The organism is Pontibacter mangrovi, from assembly GCF_006385705.1.
Taxonomy (GTDB): domain Bacteria; phylum Bacteroidota; class Bacteroidia; order Cytophagales; family Hymenobacteraceae; genus Pontibacter; species Pontibacter mangrovi.
The window spans coordinates 58,722-82,971 of the sequence record NZ_VFRQ01000015.1 but is presented as its reverse complement, the minus strand read 5'-3'; the positions used below and the strand labels follow the sequence as shown (position 1 = coordinate 82,971).

General features: G+C 51.7%; 22 protein-coding genes. 17 read left to right on the top strand and 5 right to left on the bottom strand.

The features are described from left to right. The first annotated feature begins 79 nt into the window (after positions 1 to 79). From FJM65_RS19365 to FJM65_RS19340, 6 genes are all read left to right on the top strand, one after another. Positions 80 to 358: a hypothetical protein gene (locus tag FJM65_RS19365; RefSeq protein ID WP_140455379.1), complete on the top strand. Its 279-nt coding sequence runs from the start codon at positions 80 to 82 to the stop codon at positions 356 to 358. Continuing rightward, complete coding sequence (gene traM / locus FJM65_RS19360; RefSeq protein ID WP_140455363.1) at positions 345 to 1,526, top strand: conjugative transposon protein TraM; 1,182 nt, start codon at positions 345 to 347, stop codon at positions 1,524 to 1,526. Before FJM65_RS19365 ends, traM begins: the two co-directional genes overlap by 14 nt. Position 1,527: 1 nt before the next feature. After that, the gene (traN, locus tag FJM65_RS19355) at positions 1,528 to 2,316 is read left to right on the top strand and encodes a conjugative transposon protein TraN (RefSeq protein ID WP_140455362.1); all 789 of its coding nucleotides are present in this window, start codon (positions 1,528 to 1,530) and stop codon (positions 2,314 to 2,316) included. Further along, a complete protein-coding gene (locus FJM65_RS19350; RefSeq protein ID WP_140623710.1) occupies positions 2,313 to 2,771 on the top strand; it encodes a hypothetical protein in 459 nt (152 codons plus the stop codon). Before traN ends, FJM65_RS19350 begins: the two co-directional genes overlap by 4 nt. A gap of 101 nt (positions 2,772 to 2,872) precedes the next feature. After that, a complete protein-coding gene (locus FJM65_RS19345) occupies positions 2,873 to 4,840 on the top strand; it encodes a type IV secretory system conjugative DNA transfer family protein (RefSeq protein WP_140455360.1) in 1,968 nt (655 codons plus the stop codon). After that, positions 4,837 to 5,187: a helix-turn-helix domain-containing protein gene (locus tag FJM65_RS19340; protein WP_140455359.1), complete on the top strand. Its 351-nt coding sequence runs from the start codon at positions 4,837 to 4,839 to the stop codon at positions 5,185 to 5,187. The genes FJM65_RS19345 and FJM65_RS19340 overlap by 4 nt, the downstream gene beginning before the upstream one ends. A 169-nt stretch (positions 5,188 to 5,356) precedes the next feature. Here the strand turns inward: FJM65_RS19340 and FJM65_RS19335 are convergent, their stop codons facing one another. The 5 genes from FJM65_RS19335 to FJM65_RS19315 form a co-directional block, all read right to left on the bottom strand. Then, on the bottom strand, positions 5,357 to 6,133 hold the full coding sequence (locus FJM65_RS19335) for a phosphatase PAP2 family protein (protein WP_181163801.1): 777 nt from the start codon (positions 6,131 to 6,133) through the stop codon (positions 5,357 to 5,359). 282 nt (positions 6,134 to 6,415) lie between these two features. Then, complete coding sequence (locus FJM65_RS19330) at positions 6,416 to 7,201, bottom strand: phosphatase PAP2 family protein (protein WP_140455357.1); 786 nt, start codon at positions 7,199 to 7,201, stop codon at positions 6,416 to 6,418. Positions 7,202 to 7,219: 18 nt separating this feature from the next. Then, the gene (locus FJM65_RS19325; RefSeq protein WP_140455356.1) at positions 7,220 to 7,933 is read right to left on the bottom strand and encodes an HD domain-containing protein; all 714 of its coding nucleotides are present in this window, start codon (positions 7,931 to 7,933) and stop codon (positions 7,220 to 7,222) included. A 48-nt stretch (positions 7,934 to 7,981) separates the two neighbouring features. Then, complete coding sequence (locus FJM65_RS19320; RefSeq protein WP_140455355.1) at positions 7,982 to 9,229, bottom strand: sensor histidine kinase; 1,248 nt, start codon at positions 9,227 to 9,229, stop codon at positions 7,982 to 7,984. After that, complete coding sequence (locus FJM65_RS19315) at positions 9,226 to 9,903, bottom strand: response regulator transcription factor (protein ID WP_140455354.1); 678 nt, start codon at positions 9,901 to 9,903, stop codon at positions 9,226 to 9,228. Before FJM65_RS19315 ends, FJM65_RS19320 begins: the two co-directional genes overlap by 4 nt. Positions 9,904 to 10,172: 269 nt before the next feature. On the opposite strand from FJM65_RS19315, the gene FJM65_RS19310 reads away from it, so the two are divergent. The 11 genes from FJM65_RS19310 (at position 10,173) to FJM65_RS19260 (ending at position 24,035) form a co-directional block, all read left to right on the top strand. Next, positions 10,173 to 11,762 carry a hypothetical protein gene (locus FJM65_RS19310; protein WP_140623708.1) on the top strand — a complete coding sequence of 530 codons (1,590 nt, stop codon included), beginning with the start codon at positions 10,173 to 10,175 and terminating at the stop codon, positions 11,760 to 11,762. Positions 11,763 to 11,890: 128 nt separating this feature from the next. Next, positions 11,891 to 12,952, top strand: coding sequence for an NAD-dependent epimerase/dehydratase family protein (locus tag FJM65_RS19305; RefSeq protein WP_140455352.1), 1,062 nt, complete (start codon positions 11,891 to 11,893; stop codon positions 12,950 to 12,952). A gap of 69 nt (positions 12,953 to 13,021) precedes the next feature. Further along, positions 13,022 to 13,765, top strand: a complete 744-nt coding sequence (locus FJM65_RS19300) for a glycosyltransferase (RefSeq protein ID WP_140455351.1) — start codon at positions 13,022 to 13,024, stop codon at positions 13,763 to 13,765. Beyond that, positions 13,752 to 14,411 (top strand): lipid-A-disaccharide synthase N-terminal domain-containing protein, encoded by a 660-nt coding sequence (locus FJM65_RS19295; RefSeq protein ID WP_025609229.1) that lies wholly within the window; start codon positions 13,752 to 13,754, stop codon positions 14,409 to 14,411. The genes FJM65_RS19300 and FJM65_RS19295 overlap by 14 nt, the downstream gene beginning before the upstream one ends. A gap of 1 nt (position 14,412) precedes the next feature. Further along, on the top strand, positions 14,413 to 16,047 hold the full coding sequence (locus tag FJM65_RS19290) for an ArnT family glycosyltransferase (protein ID WP_140623706.1): 1,635 nt from the start codon (positions 14,413 to 14,415) through the stop codon (positions 16,045 to 16,047). A gap of 10 nt (positions 16,048 to 16,057) precedes the next feature. Continuing rightward, a complete protein-coding gene (locus FJM65_RS19285) occupies positions 16,058 to 17,743 on the top strand; it encodes an ArnT family glycosyltransferase (RefSeq protein ID WP_140455349.1) in 1,686 nt (561 codons plus the stop codon). A 337-nt stretch (positions 17,744 to 18,080) separates the two neighbouring features. Beyond that, positions 18,081 to 18,548 carry a TolC family protein gene (locus tag FJM65_RS19280; RefSeq protein WP_181163800.1) on the top strand — a complete coding sequence of 156 codons (468 nt, stop codon included), beginning with the start codon at positions 18,081 to 18,083 and terminating at the stop codon, positions 18,546 to 18,548. Between the two features lie 27 nt (positions 18,549 to 18,575). Then, positions 18,576 to 19,337: a TolC family protein gene (locus FJM65_RS19275; protein WP_140455347.1), complete on the top strand. Its 762-nt coding sequence runs from the start codon at positions 18,576 to 18,578 to the stop codon at positions 19,335 to 19,337. Between the two features lie 2 nt (positions 19,338 to 19,339). Then, positions 19,340 to 20,515: an efflux RND transporter periplasmic adaptor subunit gene (locus FJM65_RS19270; protein WP_140455346.1), complete on the top strand. Its 1,176-nt coding sequence runs from the start codon at positions 19,340 to 19,342 to the stop codon at positions 20,513 to 20,515. Further along, on the top strand, positions 20,512 to 23,574 hold the full coding sequence (locus FJM65_RS19265; protein WP_210240323.1) for an efflux RND transporter permease subunit: 3,063 nt from the start codon (positions 20,512 to 20,514) through the stop codon (positions 23,572 to 23,574). The genes FJM65_RS19270 and FJM65_RS19265 overlap by 4 nt, the downstream gene beginning before the upstream one ends. 47 nt (positions 23,575 to 23,621) lie before the next feature. After that, positions 23,622 to 24,035, top strand: a complete 414-nt coding sequence (locus tag FJM65_RS19260) for an EamA family transporter (protein ID WP_140455345.1) — start codon at positions 23,622 to 23,624, stop codon at positions 24,033 to 24,035. Positions 24,036 to 24,250 lie beyond the last annotated feature (215 nt).

The following is a 24,250-nucleotide window of genomic DNA, read 5'->3' as shown; positions in this document are numbered from 1 at the left end:
CATAAAGCAAAGGCTTTCATACCTCAAGGAAAGTGTCAGGGACTACTGTGCCTCGAATCCTAAAGCAGTGGTGCTGGCCATGCTAGTTTTACTGTCTGTGGCTGTCATGGGGCTATTAGTCGTCCGGCACCTGCACCAGGGAACCTATGCCGTGTCGGCTGGCAAGCTGTACAGGCAGCTTGATACTTCTGGCGACAAGATGACTATAGGCAGGTCGAGTACCGCAGATATGCTGGAGCTGATAAAGCTCTACAACACGGCCAGGCAGTTAAACCCTGACAGCCTGCGTGCCCAAGACAGTGTTTTTCTCAAAGATATTGATCAGCGTTTAAACCGAATCATCCATGAAGAGAATTAACTTTCGGCATCCCAGGTATGCCATCCCGCTCATCATACTCCCTTTCCTTGTACTGCTTAATTACCTGTGGCTGGACATGACACCGGCGGCCACCGCCGCACAAACGAAAGTGGAACTCACCGAGACAACAGCCCTGAATACCTCCCTTCCGGATGCCAACCTGAGAAAGCGGGAAATGAAGGATAAGTTCTCGGCTTTTCGGGACGAGTTTAAGTATAGGACCGACTACTCGGCCATGCAGGAAATCGGGGAGGATAGGGTAGACCCCAGGGACATGGCCTATGGCAGCGTGTACACGGAGGAGGAGCGGCGGATGCTCGACAGTCTCAATAACCGTATCCTATCGGATCAGCAGCCGGAGGAGTTTATGGAGCGGGTAAGCCAGCGGCAGCGCCTCAGCTCAGAGCGCTATGCGTCTGCTACTGCCTCTGTGCCTGTACGGTCAACCCGCCCTATGCGAAAAGTTGAATCGGCATATGAAGAGGAGATGCGGCTATTCCGAGAGCAGATGATGTTTATTGACAGCCTGAGCCGGATAGGAGAGGAACCTGTGCCTTCTCGTACGGGGCCACAGCCGATGAAAGCCCATGCACCGGCTTCCGAGAAGCAAGAGCCGACACCGTTACCCGTGACCAAAAGCAGGAATACGAATAAAGCCTTTTTCAATACCATTACAGCCGACGGTGAGGAGCAGTTTATCAGAGCTATTCTGGACGAAGGGTTGAAGGTGATGCAAGGCGGCAGGATCAGGATTCGCTTGCTGGATGACATCTATGTGCGGGACTACGAAATAAAGAAAGGCAGCTACCTCTACGGCACTGTTTCCGGTTTCAGTGCCCAACGAATTGAGATAGCCATCCGCTCTATACTCTACGGCAACCAAATCATCCCGGTAGACCTGAGTATCTACGACAACGACGGCTTGGCTGGGCTATATGTCCCGGAATCACAGTTCAGGGACTTTACAAAAGAGCTTGCCGGGAATGTGAGCAGTGGTCAGTCATTTACTTTTGAGGATTCACCTGACAATGGCAGCCAAATGCTTTATTCTATGCTGGAAAGGGTTTCGCAGACCACCACCCGCGCTGCAGGCAAAGCCATCCGGAAGAACAAAGCTAAGTTGAAGTACAACACCATTGTTTATTTGATAGATAACAAAGCCCTGTAATATGAAAAAGCTATTCCTTCTATATGTGTTGTTTGCCCTGCTGTTTTCCGCCTCGGCACAGGATTCCCTTCAGGTAGTGCACGTGCATGAAAGCATCTCCACGCATATTGTGAGCCCTGAGCCGATACAGTATGTAGATATCTCCACAGATGATGTAGCCGGGGATATACCTGTCGCCAACATCCTTCGGGTCAAACCCAAGCACGGTGGCGCAAAACCGGGTGTTATCACCATCGTTGGGGAACGCTTCCTTGTGCAGTATAAGCTAGCCTACAGCCGAGCGGATCGGGCAGACACGGAGGTGCGTATAGACCCTACCCAGGTAGATGATTACCTGAACCCAGCTGTGGCCATGAGCCGGGAGGACATGGCACGGTTTGCGCTGCTGGCCCTCCAGCGAAAACCCCGGTTCAACAGTGTGACTACGAAAGGGCAGGGGATGCGGGCAAGGCTAAACAACATCTATACGGTGGGGGACTATTTCTTTATTGATCTCTCCCTTAGAAATGACACCAACATTCCCTATACGGTCGATCAAATACGGTTTAAGATTGAGGATAAAAAGGTCGTGAAGGCCACTAACTTTCAGCAGGTGGAGCTACAGCCCAGTTTCCAGCTTTATGACACGGGTCACTTCAAGCGCCAGTACCGGAACGTGTTTGTGTTCAGGAAGTTTACTTTCCCAGAGGAAAAGGTGTTCAATATTGAGGTGGCCGAGGAGCAGATTTCTGGGCGCACCATCTCCCTTAAAATTGACTATTCCGACATTCTTCATGCAGACACCTTATGAGAAAGCCGTTACTCCTTTCCTTACTGCTCTTAATTGTGCTGCCGTGCCGAGCGCAGGAGGGCTACACCCACCTGAACCTGGCAGGCGGCTGGATGTACAAGGATGCCTTAACTGCCAACCTTGCCCTGGAGTTCAGCAAACGCCACTATAATTCCTATGAGATCTTCGGTGATGCCTATAAGAGCAACGTGGACGACAGCAAAAACTGGTTAGTGGGGGCTGCTTACAAACCCATGCTTACCCGTTCCAGAAACACGTTTCTCAAGCTGCGCCTGGGAGCGGGCATTGGCTCTAACACCGAGCACTTCATAGGAGCCCTGCAGGCAGGCCTGGAGCTGGGCTATGTGCTGCCAGGAAATGTAGTGTTGATGCTCCAACAGAAAAATGAGGGCGTGCTTCGGGTAAACCACAACTTCAGGACTGGCTTACTGGCAGGCATCAAAATTCCGCTCTGATTTGGCGCTGACTAATCGAAGGGCATTTGCTTGAGAAGCAAGATCTCTATAGGCCTGTCTTATTTACTTTAAAGTGTTAGACATTCTTTACCAACAGCGTCATGGAAGAATCCAGCGAAATTAAAAAACTTTACTCCTTTCTGCAGGGACTTATCTACTTCACTATTGTGGTGGAGATAGCTGTTTTCCTCTTTATGGATTCGGGCAGTATGTATCAGCTGCAGCCTATACTGCGGAAAGTAAAGCGCATGGCTATTTATGAACACATCTACTTCTCCAAAGCTTTCACCTTCGGTTTGATTCTGATCGTGAGCATTGGCACAAAGGCCAGGAAGAACCTGGACCTCGACCCGCTCCGGCATATCTTCCTTCCCTTGCTTATCGGCTGCGCCTTTTTCTTTGGCTCGGGTTTCTTTTATTTCTTTGAAAGCAGCCGTATTCTTTTCTGGGATGTGTCCCTGTCTGATGCGGCTTACATCCTGCTCTCCTTCTTAGGTGCGATGATGATTCATATAGCCTTGGATAATATCTCCAAGCATATACAGCACCGATTGATGAAAGACAAATTCAACGTGGAAAATGAGTCCTTTGAGCAGTCCAGGAAACCGGTGCATACGCCATACTCGGTGAATATCCCGATGCTTTACTATTACCAAAAGCGGGTACAGCGCGGGTGGCTAAATGTAGTGAACCCCTTTCGAGCAACACTGCTGATAGGTACACCCGGCTCAGGAAAGTCTTTCTCGGTGGTGTTGCCTTTTATCAAGCAGCTTCTGGGGAAAGGCTTCTCTATGATGGTCTACGACTTCAAGTTTCCAGACCTGGCCAGAACGACTTATTACCATTACCTGGTCAATAGAAAGAGAGGGATATTGAAAAACCACAGGTTCCATGTCATCAATTTTAATAGCGTAGAGCACAGCAGGAGGTTTAACCCTTTAAAGCCGGAGTACTTGCCTACCCTGGCTGATGCCACCGAAACAGCTGAGGCGCTGCTGGAGGCGCTGCGGAAAGGAGACAGGGACTCTGGGACTGCGCAATTCTTCAACCAGTCAGCCGTTAATTTCCTGGCTAGCTGCATCTACTTTCTGAGCCGGCACGAAGGGGGGCGGTATTCTTCTTTTCCGCATGTACTTTCCTTCATTAACCTTAGCTATGATCAGATTTTCGAGGTGCTCTTTTCCGAACCTGAGCTGGAGAGTCTGCTTTCGCCTTTTGCCACAGCCTATAAGAACAGAGCCTTTGAGCAGCTGGAAGGGCAGATTGGCACCTTAAAGATTAATATTGGCCGACTGGCCACAAAAGAAACATTCTGGGTACTATCAGGAGACGACTTCAATTTAAAGATAACGGACCCGGAAAACCCTTCTATATTGGTGATTGCAAATGACCCTGCCACACAGAGCATTAACAGCGCCTGCAATGCGCTTATCCTCAATCGCATGACACGCCTGATCAATACAAAGGGGAACTTGCCCTGTGGGCTGATCGTGGATGAGTCTCCTACGCTTTACATACACCGGGTGGAGAACCTGATCGCTACTGCCAGGAGTAATAAGATAGCTGTGCTGCTGGGCCTGCAGGAACTACCGCAGCTGCGGCAGCAATATGGCAGGGAAACAGCCGACACCATTTGCTCTGTAGCGGCCAATGTACTCTCGGGCTCTGCCCGTAATAAAGAGACGCTTGACTGGCTGGAAAAACTGTTTGGTAGGGTGAGGCAGCTAAAGGAGGGGCTTAGTGTGGACCGTAACCGTACCTCAGTGAACATGAACGAGGAAATGGGGCCGCTCATTCCGGCATCCAAAATAGCCAATTTGCAGGCCGGTGAGCTGGTAGGACAGGTGGCTTCCGATAGCGAAGCGTATAGCGGGAAGTATGTTGCCAGTACCTACCACTGTAAAATTAATCTTGACCTTGATAACATACAACAGGAAGAAAAGCAGTATCTTAACCTGCCAAAATTTTATAACTTTGGCACCCCTGACCAAAAAGACCAAATCCTGAGAGCAAACTACAATAAAATTAGAAATGAGGTTAAGACACTAATCACAGCGTTACAGGTATGAGCGTGAGCATACAGGAGTTAGGCCAAAGGCTAAAGCTGCTGCGAAAGCGGCTTGATTTATCGCAGGAGAGCCTGGCAGAGTCCATGGGGGTGAACCAGAACCAGATATCCCGGCTGGAGAACGGGGTGGGAGGGACGATCGAACTGCTTTTACTTCTGTTCAGCTTCTACAGCAAGCACTTTCACGTGGACCTTCTTTTTTCCGACAATTTTGACATCCTGGAAAAGCACGAAAAGCTATCCAACAGCCACAGCCTCAACAGTATTGCCGTTGAAAAGCTGAAGCTGGCTCAAAGTGAGCTTTCCTCGCAGATTGAGGAGGTGATACGGTTATTAGATGTTTCTTAAGCAGCTATCTAAGTCACAGGACAATTAATAAAAGCTATGAGTTACAGGCTCTTTTGAAAGCATCTTTTCGTTAACTTCCAAATGGGCTCAAGGATGAGTATAGGCTAGTATCGCTGTTAGGTGAAACAGTGTGAAAGCTGTCTCTAGACCTGCTCTGAATCACTATCTTCTAAAAGGTGACTGTAGCACCTATTCCGGTTAAATTGTATCCAAGTTGAGGTACAACCTGCACCTGCAGCCTTTGTTTGCGGACTCTGAGCCTATGGTCTGCCCAATCATACAAATAGCTTACGCCTTTTGAGCTCAGGTAGCCTACTGCTGCGCCTGCCAGTACATCTGATCCCCAGTGTGCGTTATCGTGTATGCGCGAAAGGCCGACAAGAGTCGCAACACCGTAGGCGATTGGCGGTATAAATTTATGGTCGGCATAAACAGTTGCTACCGAGGTAGCGACGGCAAAGGCCGTGGAAGTATGCGAGGAAGGCAGCGAGCTATGTGGACTATGACTGAAGGGGTTGAAAGTAGCATCGAATACCTCATTCTCTGAGGTCTCACTAGGCCTATACCTGCCGATAGCGTTCTTTAGGGCACTGGTGAGTGTGGCGTTAACAACCACGCTTCCAAATGAAACCAGTGCCACCTTCCTTAGCTTCTGGTCTTTTGCCAGGAGGCCGCCAACAAACACAGCCCCGGCAGCGGGTACCCAGTACCTTTGCCTTCCTAGTGGCTCTACGACTTGCGCGAGGCTACTGCTTACCTTGTCCTGATGGCGCTGCGCGTACTGCTGGAGGGGCTCATCTGTCAATACAAATGCAGCTGTCCATAAGGCGGCTGTGCCTGCGACATAAAGCGTATTTCTTAAATAGGTAGTCTGATGCGAATCTTCTGTTATAACAGTGTCAGGAAGGGTATACTGCGCCTGATACCCCGTGTGAGGTACTACCATGGTACCCTGTCCCTGTAGGGGCGTGCGGGGGGAGAGCAGCAGAATTAAAAAGCTTAGCCAAGCGCCTCGCATCAAGTATTTTGGTGTAGCCAAGTATGCTGACATAGCCGTTATATTTTTAAGGTATAGGATAGCCTATGCACTCATACAGGGTAGGCCTGTACTGAATTCTTGTCAAGAATAATAGCTAAATCTGGAGCAATCCTGGAGAAATTCTTTCGCTGGCTGTAATACGCGCGGGAAGGTTTTCGACAGGCATCGACGTAGTGAGAGCATAGGTGCCTAGACTGAGTGTCGGTTTCTTTTCTGGTGCAGGAGGAGGAATTCCAGAAGAGATAGCGCCACCATCACCCACAGGCTGCCCAACAGATAACCGCCTGCCACATCAGTCAGAAAATGCACCCCCAGGTAAATGCGGCTAAACCCAATTAGTAGGATGTAAAGAAACCCCAGCCACAGCCATGCAGACGCAGCCTTTATTTGATCCCGCTCCTGGTATATTAAGACACAAAGCATGCCTACCAAAGCTACGGATCCCGCAGCGTGGCCACTGGGGAAGGAAAACGTGCTTAGGTCATAATACCCGACATCCATGGGGCGCTCGCGGTGAAAGTAAGCCTTCGTAAAATAAATGGAGATACCGCTGCCTAGTACTGATACCAAAAGAGCCACGCCATGATGCCATTTCCCCTTTAGGAGAAGCACACCCATGGCCGTGACAAAGGTAAAGCCTACCCCGTACACCGAACCCAACTGGGTAAAGTAGTAAATAGCGCTGCTGAGAAGATCGGTTCGAAGGTTAAAGAAGAACATGGTAACCGAAGTATCCACGGCTTTCATGCCCGGGGAGTTTACGATGTGCTCCGATAGCTCCGACAGCACAGCAAAGTTAACGAACACGGCTATCAGTAGTGTGGTAAAGGGCAAGCCGAAGAAACCCTGTACTCCCAAACGGTCGTGGAGGAAGCCAACGAATTTGGGGTGCTTTCTTTCCAGCTCTTTTATCATGGGCAGCTCAAACAACTTATCGACCTGCGAGGATATAAGGGTAAAGGGTTTCTTGAACATACGGGGTTTGCTATTCCTTTAGGTCTTATTTGAATGTTGAAGAAGCTTAATTTCGTGTTCCAGGTTCAGCTTTTTCTGAGCGTCGAAGGTTTTCCGGGCAAAAGCTGTGAAATAGCTGTGCTCGGACAGAAACTGCACGTTTTGACGGTGCCAGGCAGCGTCAGAAAATTCTTCGCCTGTGAAAACTTCGATTTCCTTTCGTAGCAAATCAGAGGAACTTGCATAACTCGTTTGGCCTAGGTGGCACATGTCGGCGTCGCACAGGATTTTCTCTAGCAGGCTTTTGGGGGCTTGCGGTTGTTTGGTTGCTGCAATGCAGGCGATTACTTGCCCAAGAAGAAGGTCGTCCGCATTCTGTTCACGAAGAAACTCCTTGGCCAGAGCGCAACTCTCTTGCTCATGGCCTTTATACTTGTAGGCATAACCGGTATCATGGAACCAGGCGGCCACCTGCAGCACCTGGAGGCTTTGCGGCGGCAGCCCGCAGCCCAACCCTATTGCCACAGCGGCTTCTGCTACTGCCTGGGTATGTAGTATGTTGTGGTAAAAGAGGCCAGGAGGCAGTTTGTGTTGGAGCAGGTGCGAACAGTAGACTTTCGCCTGCGCTGACAGCTTCTCCTTGGCATCGCATTTCACCATATTTTTACGCTTTAAGCTCTTCACGCAGTTGCACCATTCTATTTTTGCCATAAAATGATGTAAGAACTTGGAGAAAACCTGGATACGGATCATGCATAACGCTTAATACTGACTATTTGATTAAGTGCCGAAAGTAGCCACTTAAAAAAGTATTAATAGGATATGGGTATTGTCTTCAGCCTGATACTGCACTTGCCAACCATACAGGTTACAGACAGAGCGCACAATGGCTAAGCCCAAGCCCAGGGAAGAGGAGGAAGGGTTGGCTTTATGGAAGCGCTCGAACAGCTTAGCGGGTGATCCTTTTAGCGGCACGCCGCTATTTTTGACGGTGAGGGAGCGGGCCGTCACCATAACCTCTATAAATCCTTTTCTGACGTTGTGCCTGATGGCGTTGCTTAACAGGTTGGAGATAAGCATATCAACCAAAGCGGGATTAGATAGCACGGTTAATGTGCCTTGTTGGTTCACATGTACCTGCAACCCTTTGTCCCTCACAAAGTCATCCAGCTGGCTGATTTGCCTGCCTATCAAATCATTGATATTGATTAACTCAGTGTTTTTGAACTGCTGGTTTTCAATTTTGGTGAGTAGTAGTAGCGTTTGGTTTAGTTTAGACAATCTTTGGGCGGCTACATAAGCTGATTGTATGTGGTTGGCCTGCTGCTCGCTGAGCGCCGGATCCTGCAGCAGTTCGTCCAGTCTGGCCTGTATGATAGCCAAGGGGGTTTGTGTCTCATGAGAGGCATTCTCGGAGAACTCCTTGAGCGCCCTGAAATCTGAGCGTGCCTTCTCTGTCAGCTTTCCAATAGCTGCATTCAGCTCTGAGAATTCAAGTATAGAGCTGTCTTCGAGCTTGAGTGGCGTGTTTTGATGAACTGAAAATCCTTTTAGGGTCGCAAGGCTTCGATAAAAAGCGCTCCAGAGCTGATGAAAGAAGATCCTGTTCATCAATACCGTGAACATAAGCAGGAGCACCATGACGATAGCCATGGAGAGACCAATGGTAGACATGTATTCTACCGGCTCTACGATCATCTGCCTCAACACGATACGGTACGAGCTCCCGCTTATGTTTCGGACAGAGGACACCTGGAGAAAAGCTTCCAGTTCGTTCTCAACGTTATCGAAGGCCACCGTGTCCTTTACTGTTATACTTTCCTGTATAGGTCGGTTTAGCTTACTAACCTCCAACACCGGTGGAAGATTGATGATATGCTGACCGTGTCGCAGCTGCTCGGCAATGCGGCGCTCATTGCCGAGCAGCTGTTCGGTGGCCTCTTTCTCAATGATTTCCGTCAGAAGCCCATAGAGTAACCCCCCCGCAATCAGGAACAGGAGCGAAGTAAACAGTATATAAGAGCGCGTGGCTTTTTGTAGCAGCCTCATATGGAGGAGAATTTATAACCAACGCCATAAACCGTGTGGAGGTAGTCTGTACCCCCTGCCTGCACAATTTTTCGGCGCAGGTTTTTGATGTGTGAGTAGATATAGTCAAAGTTATCCGCTGAGTCTGCGTGGTCTCCCCAACTGTGCTCTGCGATGGCCTCCCTGGTGAGCACACGGTTTTTGTTTGTGACAAAGTAGAGAAGCAGGTCGTACTCCTTTTTGGTTAGCTCCAGCAGATTCCCGTTTACTTTCACCTGCATAGCATCAGGTAGCACCTCTATTTCGTTGAACTGGACTGTACAGTTGCCGCTAAACTGCCTGCGGCGGATAATGGCATTGATACGGGAGTTTAATTCGGCAAGAAAAAAAGGCTTGGTGATGTAATCATCAGCTCCCAGGTCGAGGCCTGTCAGCCGGTCATCCAGGGAGTTCCTGGCCGAGACAATCAAAACGCCTGTGTCAGGATAAAGCGCTTTTAATTTATGCAATAAGTCCAGCCCATTTCCATCGGGGAGTGTCAGGTCTAAAATCACGACATCGTATTGATGCGTGGCTATCTTGTCCTCGGCAGCCAGGTAGGATGGGGCCTCCTCGCATAAGTAGCCCTCTTTGCGCAAATAATCGGAGGTGGTATTAAGAAGATTTACCTCGTCCTCTACAAGCAGTATTTTCATTGGGAAGAATTTGAGCGTGAAGTTCTGTACTAAATCTGGAGAAATTCTGCCGCGACCAAGTACAGCCCTGCTTAAATAGTTTTCATCCTAAATGACCAGCCAATTCAGGGTTTCTCCAGATTTGCCTTTTACTTTCACCTGTTACGCAAGGCACCAGTAATGTGAGCACCATTCCAAAGATACATGCTGCCAATGACATGCCAAGACTTAATCTGTTTGAGTAAATTATGCTGTGTTTAAATCATCTGAGAGTAATTCAACTGTTATTTGTGTGGTTACTCCTACAGAGTTGCGGCCCACGCTTTAGTCATACGGTGCAGCAAGTGCCGTTGGTCGCTACACCTGCGAGTGCTTCGCCGCACTTTACGGATAGTACGATCACCCTGGCGGCAGGCAAGCGGTATGCCCGTAGCGGCTTGCATGAATGGCTCTATGGAAAACACTACCGCACGGCTTGGACAACACCGGTGCCAGTACAGGTGCTCGACCTGGGCAAAGCGAAAGGCGGGCTCAGCGCTTTGGAGATGGGCGGAAGCCGGCAAACCATTAACCTGCACCTTGCCGATTCAGCAGGAAACGAGTATGTGCTTCGCTCCATTGATAAGGAACCGGCCAGCTCCTTGCCGCAAAAATGGCAGCAGTCCTATCTGGCAGATATCGTTCGGGATGCCACCTCCGCCACGCATCCCTACGCGGCTCTTACGATTCCAGCCATGGCCAAAGCCATAGGCATATATTACCTGGAGCCGGAGCTGGTGTATGTGCCCCATGACCCTCGGTTGGGGAAGTACCTGGATAAAGTAGGCGGGATGATGGCGCTGCTGGAGAAACACCCTTCCGGTAACCAGCGCCGGGAGCCGGGCATGGGTTATGCGCCGGAAGTGGAAAATACGCGCCATATGCTGAAAGATCGCCTGGAAGACAACGACACCCGTATCGACGCCATGCATTTCCTGCGCAGCCGCCTGTTTGACATGCTGCTTGGGGATTGGAGCCGGCACGAGGATAACTGGCGCTGGGCCGAGTATGACGAAGGGAAGGGCAAAACCTATAGGGGCATTCCCCGCGACCGCGACAATGTATTCTACAAGCTCAACGACGGCCCCGTCCCATGGCTACTGACCAGTCTCGGACTAAAGCCCCACTTCCAGACCTACCGGGAGGAAATCTCCCCTGCCCAGGTCGTGAAGTTGAACAGGAGCGGCCGCAACCTGGACGAACTGATACTGGTAAGGCTGGAAGAGCGGGACTGGCTGCGGGTGGCTGACACGGTGCAGCTGCTCCTGACAGACGAAGTGATCCACCAGGCCTTCCGGGCTATGCCGGATACTGTATACAGCTTAACCGCCGGCCCCTTGATGGCCAAGCTAAAAGCGCGCAGGCAGGCGCTGCCGCAAATAGCCACTGCTTATTACAAAGAGTTGATGCAGGAGGTGACCCTGGTTGGGAGTGACAAGCACGAGCGGTTTGAGCTGCATAGTGTAAGCCCGGACGAGCTACAGGTAAAGATTTACAAGACTAGTAAGGAAGGTAAGGTTGACAAACTGTTGCTGGAGCGCACCTTTTTCTCACACGAAACAAAGCAGATTGACTTTTATGGCTTAGATGGCAACGACCACTTCCTTGTTACGGGAGAGCACCAGCCGGCCATCAAGCTGAAGGTTTGGGGCGGTGCTGGCGAGGATATTTACCATGTCCAAAGCAATGGGAGCAAGCTGGGGAAGTCCGTTTATGTCAATGACTCGCAGTATAGAAACACCTATGATCTAGATAAACATACAAGGCTAACCATTGATAATGAAGTGCCAGCGAATAAGTTTGATGCCGCAGGGTGGCTGCTTCGCTACTATCTTGACTGATTTTTATTAAGCCGACTGCTTTACATATAGCAGCATCACTTCTTTCCTCCAAACTTTCTCCAGAATCTGGCCGTTCTTTTATTTTTTAACCCTATTTGGAAATAGTTAGACTTTACAAGGTATAGTGGATGGGACATAAGCACAAAATTCTGGTGACGGGGAGCGCAGGCTTTATAGGGCATCACCTGATGCTGGCGCTCCGTAGTCTTGGTGGCAGCATTGTTGGCTTAGACTTACTTAACGAGTATTATGACCCTGCGCTGAAGTACGGCCGGCTGGCGCTTCAAGGCTTCAGCAAATCCCAGATCAAATACAATACCTTGGTGCACAGCTGTGAGGATGAAGCAATGCATTTTATACAACTCGACCTGGTGGATGAGACTGCCTTAAATGACTTGTTTCGGGAGCAGCAGTTTGACATCGTAGTAAACCTGGCCGCACAGGCGGGCGTCCGCTACAGTTTAGAACACCCGCAGTCCTACGTGGCCAGTAACCTGGTGGGGTTCGCCAATCTGCTGGAGGCATGCCGCAAATATCCAATTAAGCATTTTCTATTCGCCTCCTCCAGTTCGGTTTATGGTCTCAACCAAGAGGTGCCGTTTGCAACGAAGCATAACACTAACTTACCTGTTTCGTTTTACGCTGCCACCAAGAAAGCGAATGAGGTAATGGCCCATAGTTATTCCCACCTGTATAATTTACCTGTCTCCGGGCTTCGCTTCTTTACGGTATATGGCCCCTGGGGCCGGCCGGACATGGCTTATTTCAGCTTTGCCCGGGCTATTATGGAAGGCACCCCAATCAGGATATTCAACAACGGGGAGATGTACCGCGACTTTACCTTTATTTCGGATGTGGTGGAAGGCATCGTGCGCCTACTGTTTGTGGCACCAAAAGCCGGAACCACAGCTGGAAGTACAGCCCCGTATACGATATACAACATTGGCAACAGCAGCCCAGAGCACCTGCTGGAGATGGTGGCCATACTGGAGCGCCTCTTACACAAAAAAGGGACGCTGGATCTGCAGCCCATGCAGCCAGGGGATGTGCCCATCACCTTTGCCGATACCCAGGAGTTGACGGCCACGACAGGGTTCAAACCCTCCATTGCTCTGGAAGATGGGCTGTCTCATTTTGTAGATTGGTTTAAGACCTATTACCAGGAGCAGTATCAGTATGCAAAAGCTTAAAAAAAGTGCTGGGATAGCAGGGACCGGAAGTTCAGCAACCTAAAAGAAATAAGCATCAACACACATAAAATGAGAGAAGAGCTTACCATTATCGTACCTGTCTATAACGAAGAAGGCTGCCTGATGCGGCTTTGCGAGGCCATGGACGCCTTTCTACGGCAATCGCCCATGCCCACCCAGGTGCTGTTCGTGAATGACGGCTCCACGGACAGCAGCCTGCCCCAGATACGCGAGATCTGCTCCAGCAGACCCGGCTACAGTTTCATTTCTTTAGACCGCAACCGCGGGCTGAGCACCGCCATAAAAGCAGGCATCGACCATATACAGAGCTCCTATATCGGCTACATTGACTCCGACCTGCAGACTTCTCCTTTGGATTTCCTGCTGTTCTTCGAGTTTCTGCCGGAGTACCAGATGGTAAACGGCATCCGGGCCAGGCGCAAGGATACGTTCGTCAAGAAGATGTCCTCTAAAATAGCCAACGGCTTCCGGAGGTATATGATCAACGACGGCATCCAGGACACCGGCTGCCCGCTCAAGATCGTGGATGCCGCGTACGCCAAGCGCGTTCCTTTCTTTGACGGAATGCACCGCTTCCTGCCCGCGCTCATACAGCTGCAGGGCGGCAAGGTGAAGCAGTTGCCCGTGCAGCACTTCGAACGCTTTGCCGGCTACTCCAAATACCACCTGTTCAACCGCCTGTGGGGCCCACTGAACGATACCTTTGCCTTTAGGTGGATGCGCAAGCGCTATATACGGTACCAAATTGCCGAGGAGTTCGAAAATCAGCCTGTCACGAATGGACGTATCTGAACTCTCCATATACGGTGTTGGGCTACTGGCACAGGCGCTGTTCTCGGCGCGAATTCTCATCCAGTGGATTACATCCGAGAAAGCGGGCAGGGTGCTTTCCCCCGCTTCCTTCTGGACCACTAGTATAATCGCCTCCATGCTGCTGATGGCCTATGGGGCGCTCCGCAATGACATCGTGATCGTGGGTGGGCAGCTTGTCTCTTACTTTATCTACCTGCGCAACATTAAACTCAAGAACGTGTGGGAAGAGCTGGCCTGGCCTTTTCGGTGGGGGGCATTGATGTTCCCGTTTGCCGCTACTGGCTGGCTGCTCTGGAGTGATACTTACAGCTTCAGTTATATCCTGGAGCACAGTAAAATCTCGGGTGCCCTCATTGCCTGGGGCGGAGCCGGGCAAGTAGTGTTCACGCTGCGCTTTGTGTACCAGTGGTGGCATTCGGAGCGCGTGCAGGAGTCCGTAATCCCAATCGGTTTTTGGGTCATTAGTCTGGTGGGCAGCCTCATGATCATCTCCTACGCTGTACTTCGCCTGGACCCGGTGCTTTTCCTGGGGCAGATGTTCGGAGTAGTGGCCTACAGCCGGAACTTTATACTTGGGCTGCGTGAACAACGGTCAGCCCGGAAAACCAGTCCGTACCACACCTGATATGCTGAAAGAAGAACACCTGTACGGCACCTACGCAGCTTTGATATTACTGTCAGCCTTTCTCATGGTGCTCCTCTATAACCTGGGGGGCTGGGGCGTGCTTGAGACGAGCGAGGCCCGCTATGCTGAGATTAGCCGCGAAATGCTCCTAAGCAAGGACTGGCTTCACCCACGGCTGCTGGGCATTCAGCACTTCCATAAACCCCCGCTCACCTATATGCTCACTGCGGCAGGTATGGCCCTATTTGGCATAGAGGAGTTCGGTGCCCGCTTCTTTCTGCAGGTATCGCTGGTGCTGCAGGCTTTTCTGGTGTACCAGACTGCCCTTGAGCTGTATAAAGAGAAACGGATGGCTTTCACAGCCATGGTCATTTACATTACCATCCCGGCCGTACTCCTGTCTGCACGCAACCTCACCACCGACTCGTTCCTGACAACGTTTGAGCTGCTGGCGATCTGGGCATGGATCCGATATACTGTAGCCCCGAAAGCGGGTTGGCTATACCTTTTCTATACTTCCCTGGCGCTCTCCTTTCTGACGAAAGGGCCTGTAGGGCTCATTTTCCCGCTACTCCTGGTAGTTGGCTATAAGGCACAGGGACATTTCACTTCCAAATCAAACATTCCGCACCATGTGGCGGCTTTGCTATTATTTTTAATACTGGGTGCTTCCTGGTATGGATACCTGATGTGGCAGGATAAGCAGTTTGTGGATTACTTCCTGTTTAAGCACACGGTGCAGCGCTACGCAAACCCGGCAACCTTTGGCCGCTCCCAGCCGTGGTGGTTTTACCTGGTGCTGGCCCCTGCACTAAGCCTGCCCTGGTCCGCCGTTGTTTTACTCAACCTGAGAAGGCTGAAAACCCTGCCCGGTCAGTTGCGGCGCCTGTTTATATGCTGGCTGCTGGTGCCATTGCTGTTTTTCTCCCTCTCAGGCTCCAAGCTCATTCTTTACATCCTGCCTTTATTTTCCGGTCTGGCCCTGCTGGTAACGTGGGTGCTGCACACGTTGCCATCCCATGCGGTGCGCCGTGTATTCATTGCCTTCTTTGCTTACTTTGGAGTCTTAGCTGTGGTATTAACCTTGGCACCCCTGTTGCCTTTTGGTTTAAATCTTCCGGTTTGGGTACTTGCTTTCCCTTTGCTCACCCTTGGCAGCCTTTTTATAATTTGGCGCCGGAGAAGGACAGGTGAGCTTACTTGGTTGCAGTTTATGCCTTTGATATTCACAGTGTTTTTGGTGCTATATGCCACACACCTGATGGGCGCTAACCCTGGCTTGGTAAACAGTACCGCTAACTTAGCAGGCGTATTGAAGGAAGAGCGGATACGAGGGAAAAACGTGGTGGTATACGATCAGCTGCTTCCCTCCCTTGCATTTGCTCTTAACCGGAGCCTTATCACCATCCACGACGACAACAAAAGCCTGGAGCGGGAAACACAGTTCGAAGCTGACGAGGCATGGCGAGATAATTTGTTGCAGCTAAGCAGGCCCGAGGATCTGGCCAGGCTGCCTCACATACTGAATGGCAACACCGTGTTGGTTGTGAAAGGTGCGTTGCCGGCAGAAAAATCCTGGCTGAAAGAGGGCTTTGAGCATAGCATGGAGGTTGGGAAGTGGGTCTTGTACTATTAAAGCACATGGCATGGCGCTGCAAGCTAAGTTCTCGATAAGCAATTTGGCTGTAAGCCGCCGCTGGTTTCAGCATACCCATACACAGTTGCTGTTGCTGTTTCTACTTGTGGGGCTTACCTATTTTCCCCAACTGGGGAAGCCAGGGCCAGGCCTGATGGAGGCTCGGAATTTTATATCTGCCCGCGAAATGGTGGAGGATGGGAACTGGCTGGTGCCCACCCTGAACGGAGAGGTGCGACTGGCCAAACCGCCACTCCCTACCTGGCTGACGGCGGTTTCAGGCATAGCAGCCGGCGATATAGGAAACCTGGTGGCGCTGCGTTTCCCGGCTGCCGTCATGTCGGCTCTTATGGTTTTTTTCCTTTATTTTCTTGGGCGCCAGTTGACCCGCGATAAGTTAACTCCCTTTCTGGCGGCGGCGGTTTTAGCCAGTTCGCTCGGGCTGTTTAACATTGGGCGTGAAGGCTCCTGGGATGTGTACTGCCATAGTTTCATGCTGGGTGCGCTCTGGCTTCTGGTAAAGGGGCTGCGAAAAGAGGGGGGCAGTTATGGCACGTTCGCCCTTTGCGGCCTGCTGATGGGCTGCTCCTTTCTGAGCAAAGGGCCCGTGGCATTTTATGCCATGCTGCTTCCTTTTTTAGTGAGCTACCTCTATTGTTTCGGTCGAGGTGATTTTTGGTTGAAGCGGGAAGAACTTGGACTAGCCTTTGGCGTTGCCTTACTTTTGAGTTTAGCCTGGCCTGTTTTTATTTTCATGGTTGAGCCGGAGGCACTCGCCAGAAACGTGTCCAACGAGAGCACAGCCTGGGTGAACAGGCACGTAAAGCCGTTCTGGTATTACTGGGGGTTTTGGTCTCAAACCGGCGCCTGGGCATTATTTACGCTAGCCGCCCTGTCTGTGCCTTACGCCCGTAAACGCATCAATAGGTATGTAGGCAGTTACACGTTTATACTAGTATGGTTGGCGGTTGCCGTGCTGCTTCTATCTGTCATCCCCGAGAAAAAAGAGCGTTACCTGCTGCCTGCGATCGTTCCGATGGCCTTGCTTACGGGTGGGTATGTGCGCTACCTTTTGTCCGGCGTTTGGCGAAGCGTAAAGGACAATTGGGCTAAACGCCTTTTGTTATTTAACACAGGCCTGATGCTTGTGGCAGCCATTGGATTTCCGGTCGCAGCATACATACTCGCGTATCAAACCGGCATCATCACCTTATCGTATCAACTCTGCCTCACTGTAAGCAGTCTTATACTTGCTTCATCCCTCTTGTTTGCCCTGCTGAAACAGACGGCTGCACTCGCTATTGTTACTGTCCTGCTGCTCAACTGCCTTGTGCTGGTGTCGGGCTTTCCGCTTTATGAGAAAATCAGGCACCCGGTCGGCAGTTACAGGAGCCTTGTTCATGTCAGGCATGAAAAGGAAGTTAGCAGTTACCCCTTCTATGCGGTTGATGGTTTACCGATCGTACACCTCTGGGAGGTAGGTAAGCAGGTGGACACACTCCGCATCCAAAACCAGCGACTCCAACTACCCAACGAGCTTCCTGCCGTGGTTTTTTCACCGGTAACGCTTACCCAGGCACATATGGCCGACACCACGGTGTTTGTCAATAAAGTGGATACCTACCATGTTAACAGGAACAATCCTGAAGAGGTGTACCACATTTATGTGCTAAGTGTAAAAAAGCCATCGAATTGAATAGTATACCCTAAGCTTAGCATAAAAAACAAGGGAAGTAAAGAGGCTTGCCTATAAAGCCAACTATGCGGCGTCATTATTTGGGTAGTATGATTACTATTAAGTGGGTAATCTTCTGAACTCCAGAATTACTACAAATTGAGGAGCTTTATTGTGTTTTGCGGTCAGGTGTTCATAAAACTGCTGAGGCATTTAGGGGTGAGATGTGCAATCCCTTAAATCGATCCCTAATATAACAGGAGGTACAAAATAAAGGAAATGTATGTATGGGCCAAAAGGTAAAAGGTATAATAAAGCGGCACGCTGGATAAGTCTGTCTCTGTTGCTAAGCGGCTGCGTGAGTACCTCTGAGTTCGACAGGACCTACATCAACCAGAACATTGAAGCGCAAGCCAGCTTCAATGTTGGGCAACCCACTGCGCCCGGTCAACTCACCCTACCCCAAACGGTGAACATGCAGGATGGCCTTTCGCAGGCTGAGGCAGTTTCCACGGCCTTGTTCAACAACGCGCAGTTTCAGGCAGATTTAATGAATATTTCCATTGCCCAGGCCGACCTTATCGATGCCGGGCAGTTGCCCAACCCGCTGCTCAATGTTATCTTCCCGACGGGCACCGATGTGCTGAAAGGCACGCTTAACTTTTCGATGGATGTGCTCTGGCAGCGGCCCAATCGTATAAAAGCCAGCCGCCTCGAAACGGAGCGCACCGCCGAAAACCTGGTGGCGCTGGGGCTGCGGCTGATCCGGGACGTGAGCCTGGCCTATATAGAGTATACCTTTGCGCAGCAGCGTGCTGTGGTATGAGCCGAGAGTAGCCGCTTACGCAGCGAAATGGCCAGCATTACCCGCAAAAGCTACCTGGCCGGCGACCTCAGCCAAATGGAATCCGCTATTGCCAACGCCGATTCTCTACGTGCTTTTGATGACCGGCTGCAGTTTGCCATGCAGGAGCAACTCCGTAAAGCCCGATTATACTACCTCATGGGGGTAGATAGTATCAACAGCATGCAATTACAGCCCTTACCTGCCTCAACGTATCCAAGAATGCAGCTAAGTGAACTGATGCCGGTAGCCTTAAGCGCACGGCCTGAAGTGCGCGCCGCTGCCCTTGCCATTGAGTCGAAAGCCAAAAGTTTAGGCTGGGAGAAAGCCAAGGTGATCAGTTTTATCGGGATACTGAACGCGCGGCGGGAGCATGACGGCAAGCTGGCGCTGGGGCCGGGATTCCAGATGCCCCTCCCTGTGTTCAACTTCAACCGGGGCCGCATTATGCGTGCCCGCGCCGAAATGGAGCAGGCCGCCTACCTGTATGTGGAGGCGAAACGACAGGTGCAACTGGAAGTACAGGAGGCGCTGGCCCAGTACCAGGCCGCCCGGCAAACTGCCGACCTGTGGCAGCTGAACAGGCAACCCATACTCAACACGGCTGACCAGGCGCGGAAGGCTTTTGAAGCTGGGGAGATCTCCTATTTTTTCTACCTCCAGACGGTGCTGCAGGTAACCGACGTGCAGCTGCGGATAGTGGATGCCGACGCCGCCCTGCGCCGCGCCGCCGTGCAACTGAATTATGCTTTAGGACGACAAATGCTCTGATTATGAGATATACGCCACAATTTATACTGCTGCCCTGCCTGCTTTTCGCTTGCAGTAAAGCGCCCGAAGCAGAGAAAAAAGCGGCTGCAGCGGTATCTTCACCGGTAAAAGAATCCGCACTGACTACGGTTACGCTCACCCCGGAAGCGGAGAAAAACCTCGGCATCCGGACGGTTACGGTGGGCAGTCAGGAGGTGACGGGCACATTGGAAATGGGTGGCGATGTGCAAGCCGAGCCTGGGCAGGCCGCTTCTATTACCGCCCCCATGAAAGGCATACTGGCTTTGCAGAAAGGCAGCCCAATACCCCAAACCGGCCGCACGGTAAAGAAGGGCGAGGTGTTATACCGCCTCACCATACTTCCCGCGGAAGGCGACCTTGCCAATAATAACCAGGAGCTTGAGATGCGCCGGGTGCAGCTGGAAACGGCCCGCAACAAAGCCAATCGCATGCGGCAATTGCTGAAAGACGGAGCTGTAAGCGAGCGGGCGAAACAAGAGGCTGAGGCCGAGCTGGCCATGGCACAGAAAGCCTACCAGGATGCCGTTGGCAAGCGGGAGCTGCTGCAGGGCGGCACCGGGCAATCCGCTAACCAATCGGTATTCGTCATCAAAGCGCCGCTGGATGGTGTGATACAGCGGGTCTATGCGGGGCAGTCCCAAACAGTGGCCGCTGGCGCCCCCTTATTGGATATTGCGGGCCTGAACCCGGTTTGGGTACGGGTACCGGTATACATGGGCGACCTGGAGAGAATCAACCTAAACCAACCGGCACAGGTGCGCACCCTTGCAGCGACTGGAAGACAGGCGGTTAGCGAGGCCATGCCCGTGTCCACGCCCGTGGCCAGCGGTTCCACAGCGGCCCTAACCGATATTTTCTACGAAATCAAAAACACAGACAAATCATTTTACCCCGGTCAAAAGGTGATGGTATCTCTGCCAACCAAGGGGAAAGCGGATGGTATGGTGGTGCCCTACGCCGCCATTGTGTATGATATAAACGGAGGGGAATGGGTATATGTCCAAACCGGTCCGCAGGTATACCAAAGGCAGCGTGTACAGGTACAATCCATACTTAGGCAGCAGGCCGTTATCTCTAAGGGTGTGGAGGCAGGTATGAGAGTGGTAACCGATGGCGCGGCTGAGCTGTTCGGAACCGAGTTTGGAGGTGGCAAATGATGCGCTGGCTGGTTTCCACGTCCCTGCAGCTCCGCGTGATTGTGGTATCGCTGATGTTTGTGCTGCTGTATGTAGGGTATAACAGGCTCAGCAATACGCCCATGGATGTATTCCCGGAGTTTGCGCCGCCCTATGTGGAGGTGCAGACCGAAGCGCCCGGCTTGTCTACGCCGGAGGTGGAAGCGCTGGTAACCATACCCCTGGAAAATGCCCTGAACGGCACGCCGCAAATGCAGAAACTGCGCTCCAAATCGGTGCTGGGGCTCTCGTCTGTAGTACTGTACTTTGAGAAGGGGGTTGATGTGATGGAGGCGCGGCAACATGTGCAGGAGCGCCTTTCTCGTGTAGCGGTTACCCTTCCGGCAGTGGCCCGCCCACCCGTGATGCTCTCGCCTTTGTCTTCTACCAGCCGCATTCTGAAAGTGGGCGTTTCCTCGGAGAAGCTCTCGCAGATGGAGATGACCACCCTTATCCGCTGGAATGTGCGGCCGCGCCTGATGGCCATTCCCGGTGTGGCCAACGTGGCCATCTGGGGCCAGCGCGACAAGCAATACCAGATTCTGATAAATCCAGAGCGGCTGCGGCTTCATAATATTACGATGGCCGAAGTGCAGCAGGCGGCATCGGGGGCGCTGCAACTGGCCGGCGGCGGCTTCATGGATACGCCTAACCAGCGCCTGGCCATCGCCAATACCCAAAGTATAAACGAGGTGTCGGAACTGGCGCGCGTGCCTGTCTCTACTAAAGGCGGAAACATCATCCGTCTAGGCGATGTGGCGGATATTACCATCGGCAACCAGCCGCCCATTGGCGATGCCATCATCAACGACGGGCCTGGCCTGCTGCTAATCGTGGAGAAACAGCCGGGTGCCAACACGCTGGAAGTTACCCACAGCGTAGAGGCTGCGCTGGAAGCCATGAAGCCCGGCCTGCCTGATATGGAACTGGACTCCACTATTTTCCGACCTGCCAGCTTTATCGAAATGTCTCTAGCGCATTTGAATGCCGCGTTACTGCTCGGCTGCCTGCTGGTGGTGTTGGTGTTGGCCTTTTTCCTCTACGACTGGCGCACGGCCCTTATCAGCGTAACGGCGCTGCCCTGTTCCTTGGTAGGTGCTGCATTGGTGCTGCATTATACCGGCAAAACACTGGATACCATGGTGCTGGCTGGGCTCATCATTGCGCTGGGTGAGGTCGTGGACGATGCCATCATCGATGTAGAGAATATTGCCCGCAGGTTGCGCCTGAACAGGATGTCTGCCGCACCGGAGTCGGCTTTTAAAGTAGTGTTGGATGCCTCATTGGAGGTGCGGAGTGCGGTGATCTACGGAAGTATGATTGTGGCGCTGGTGCTGCTGCCGGTGTTTATGCTGCCGGGACTGGCAGGCTCCTTCTTTCAGCCGCTGGCACTGTCCTACATCGTGGCGATACTTGTGTCGCTGCTGATCGCCCTGACCCTTACCCCAGCGCTTTCTTTGCTGCTGCTGCCTAATGCACCGCTGCGAGAAAAAGAGCCGCCTGCCGCCAAATGGCTCAAGACAAAGTATAGAAACTTCCTACCGGCCGTGCTGGCGCATCCGAAGCGTATTGTCGCTACGCTGGCCATTACGTTAGGTGCCTCTGCGATGGTGGTGCCATTTCTGGGAGAGGAGTTTCTGCCGCATTTCAAAGAGTATGATTTCCTGATGCACTGGGTAGAAAAGCCGGGTACCTCGCTGGAGGCCATGAAGCGCATTACCGTGAAGGTGAGCAAGGACCTCAGGGCGATAGAGGGCGTACGGAACTTTGGGGCGCATATTGGCCGCGCCGAGGTAGCCGACGAGGTAGTGGGGCCTAACTTCACGGAACTCTGGATCAGTGTGGACCCGAACGTGCCGGACTATGATGCCACCGTGGCCGAGATTCAGCATACCATCGATGGCTACCCCGGTTTGTTCCGGGATGTGCTTACCTACCTTCGTGAGCGCATCAAAGAGGTGCTCACGGGCACCAGCGCTTCCATCGTGGTGCGCCTCTACGGCCCGGACCTGGATAAATTGTATGCCAAAGCCACCGAGATAGGCAACGAGGTACAGGGCATTGATGGCGTAGTGGACCTGAAAGTGCAGCAGCAAACGCTGGTGCCCCAGATACAGGTGAGATTCAAGCCTGCCGCCGCGCTGCAGTTTGGCATGTCGCCGGGCGATGTAACCCGTGCGGTGTCTACCCTGATGCGGGGAACCAAGGTGGGTGAAGTATACCAGGAGCAAAAGGTATTTGATGTGGTAGTATGGGGCGAAGCCGCTATCCGCAACGATATAAACGCCTTTAGAAATTTACTGGTGGATGTGCCGAACGGGGCAAAGCTGCCGCTGCGCGATTTGGCAGACATCCAAATAGTGCCGGCGCCCAACGAGATTACCCGCGAGAACTCCTCCCGCAAAATAGACGTGACCTGCAACGTGAAAGGCCGCGACCTAGGCAGCGTGGCCCGCGACATTGAAGCGAAGATTGCAACAATGGATTTTGAGCAGGGCTACCACCCCGAGCTGCTGGGCGAGTACGCCGAGCAGCGCGAATCCTCGAACACCATTCTCAGCATTTCGCTTATTTCCCTGATCGGTGTCTTCCTGGTGCTGTATGCCGATTTTAAATCATTCAGGTTGGCCGGGCTGGTGATGGGCAGTTTATTGTTTGCGCTTACCGGTTGCGTTATCTCGGTTCTGCTGAGCGGAGCCGTTTTGTCGCTGGGCTCGATTGTGGGCTTTGTAACGGTGCTAGGCATTGCGGCCCGAAACACCATTATGCTCATCAGCCATTACCGCCACCTGGAGCTGAAAGAAGACATGCCGTTTGGCGAGGAACTGATTTTGCAGGGAGCACAGGAGCGCATCATGCCCATCATCATGACCGCGCTGACTTCGGTACTGGCATTGATGCCGATTATACTTACCGGTAACCGTTCCGGGCAGGAGATCGAGTTCCCGATGGCCGTGGTGATTGTGGGTGGGATCCTGACCTCCGCCATCCTTAACCTGCTGTTTATGCCTGCGTTATACTTCCATTGGGGCCGGAAATAGCGGCCTCAATTATAAGTTGTTTGCGTACCTGTACTAACTAAATCGCCATGTGGAAATACTATGCCTTGCTATCGGCCTTTTTTGCAGCCCTTACTGCCATACTTGCCAAAGTCGGCGTGAAAGGAATTGACGGAAACGCTGCCACAGCTATCCGCACGGTAGTTGTTCTGATCGTAGCCTGGGGGATAGTAGCGGCAACGGGAGATCTGAAAGCTATAAAAGAACTGAACCGGACAAACCTTCTTTTCCTTATACTCTCGGGAATTGCCACCGGCCTGTCGTGGATATTCTACTTTAAAGCGCTCGAAACCGGTGACGTATCCAAAGTAGCGCCCATCGATAAGCTAAGTGTAGCCATTGCCATTGGTATGGCTTTCCTATTTCTGAACGAACCTATTGAGCCAAAGGTCATATTGGGGGCCACATTTATCACGGCAGGTGCTATTGTGATTATAATTTAATCAACTTCATATCTAAGTCATATTTTTGGAGCTTCCGCACTTATTAAACCATTCGTTTCGAACTCCCAGAGCGTCTTGCTCAAGTACTCGTTAGGTTAAAAGTATAAATTCGTGTAAAAACATCTACACTTTGAAATAACATGAATTTTATATAATTATATAAATTTTTTATAAAAATACATATTTTATACAAAATTTGCATAGAATAATTTTAA

What these genes read in the sequence shown, in the direction of transcription:
- FJM65_RS19365 (WP_140455379.1), top strand. Translation starts at nt 80, where the DNA reads ATGCTAGTTTTACTGTCTGTGGCTGTCATGGGGCTATTAGTCGTCCGG.
- traM (WP_140455363.1), top strand. Translation starts at nt 345, where the DNA reads ATGAAGAGAATTAACTTTCGGCATCCCAGGTATGCCATCCCGCTCATC.
- traN (WP_140455362.1), top strand. Translation starts at nt 1,528, where the DNA reads ATGAAAAAGCTATTCCTTCTATATGTGTTGTTTGCCCTGCTGTTTTCC.
- FJM65_RS19350 (WP_140623710.1), top strand. Translation starts at nt 2,313, where the DNA reads ATGAGAAAGCCGTTACTCCTTTCCTTACTGCTCTTAATTGTGCTGCCG.
- FJM65_RS19345 (WP_140455360.1), top strand. Translation starts at nt 2,873, where the DNA reads ATGGAAGAATCCAGCGAAATTAAAAAACTTTACTCCTTTCTGCAGGGA.
- FJM65_RS19340 (WP_140455359.1), top strand. Translation starts at nt 4,837, where the DNA reads ATGAGCGTGAGCATACAGGAGTTAGGCCAAAGGCTAAAGCTGCTGCGA.
- FJM65_RS19335 (WP_181163801.1), bottom strand. Translation starts at nt 6,133, where the DNA reads ATGGTAGTACCTCACACGGGGTATCAGGCGCAGTATACCCTTCCTGAC.
- FJM65_RS19330 (WP_140455357.1), bottom strand. Translation starts at nt 7,201, where the DNA reads ATGTTCAAGAAACCCTTTACCCTTATATCCTCGCAGGTCGATAAGTTG.
- FJM65_RS19325 (WP_140455356.1), bottom strand. Translation starts at nt 7,933, where the DNA reads ATGATCCGTATCCAGGTTTTCTCCAAGTTCTTACATCATTTTATGGCA.
- FJM65_RS19320 (WP_140455355.1), bottom strand. Translation starts at nt 9,229, where the DNA reads ATGAGGCTGCTACAAAAAGCCACGCGCTCTTATATACTGTTTACTTCG.
- FJM65_RS19315 (WP_140455354.1), bottom strand. Translation starts at nt 9,903, where the DNA reads ATGAAAATACTGCTTGTAGAGGACGAGGTAAATCTTCTTAATACCACC.
- FJM65_RS19305 (WP_140455352.1), top strand. Translation starts at nt 11,891, where the DNA reads ATGGGACATAAGCACAAAATTCTGGTGACGGGGAGCGCAGGCTTTATA.
- FJM65_RS19300 (WP_140455351.1), top strand. Translation starts at nt 13,022, where the DNA reads ATGAGAGAAGAGCTTACCATTATCGTACCTGTCTATAACGAAGAAGGC.
- FJM65_RS19295 (WP_025609229.1), top strand. Translation starts at nt 13,752, where the DNA reads ATGGACGTATCTGAACTCTCCATATACGGTGTTGGGCTACTGGCACAG.
- FJM65_RS19290 (WP_140623706.1), top strand. Translation starts at nt 14,413, where the DNA reads ATGCTGAAAGAAGAACACCTGTACGGCACCTACGCAGCTTTGATATTA.
- FJM65_RS19285 (WP_140455349.1), top strand. Translation starts at nt 16,058, where the DNA reads ATGGCGCTGCAAGCTAAGTTCTCGATAAGCAATTTGGCTGTAAGCCGC.
- FJM65_RS19275 (WP_140455347.1), top strand. Translation starts at nt 18,576, where the DNA reads ATGGCCAGCATTACCCGCAAAAGCTACCTGGCCGGCGACCTCAGCCAA.
- FJM65_RS19270 (WP_140455346.1), top strand. Translation starts at nt 19,340, where the DNA reads ATGAGATATACGCCACAATTTATACTGCTGCCCTGCCTGCTTTTCGCT.
- FJM65_RS19265 (WP_210240323.1), top strand. Translation starts at nt 20,512, where the DNA reads ATGATGCGCTGGCTGGTTTCCACGTCCCTGCAGCTCCGCGTGATTGTG.
- FJM65_RS19260 (WP_140455345.1), top strand. Translation starts at nt 23,622, where the DNA reads ATGTGGAAATACTATGCCTTGCTATCGGCCTTTTTTGCAGCCCTTACT.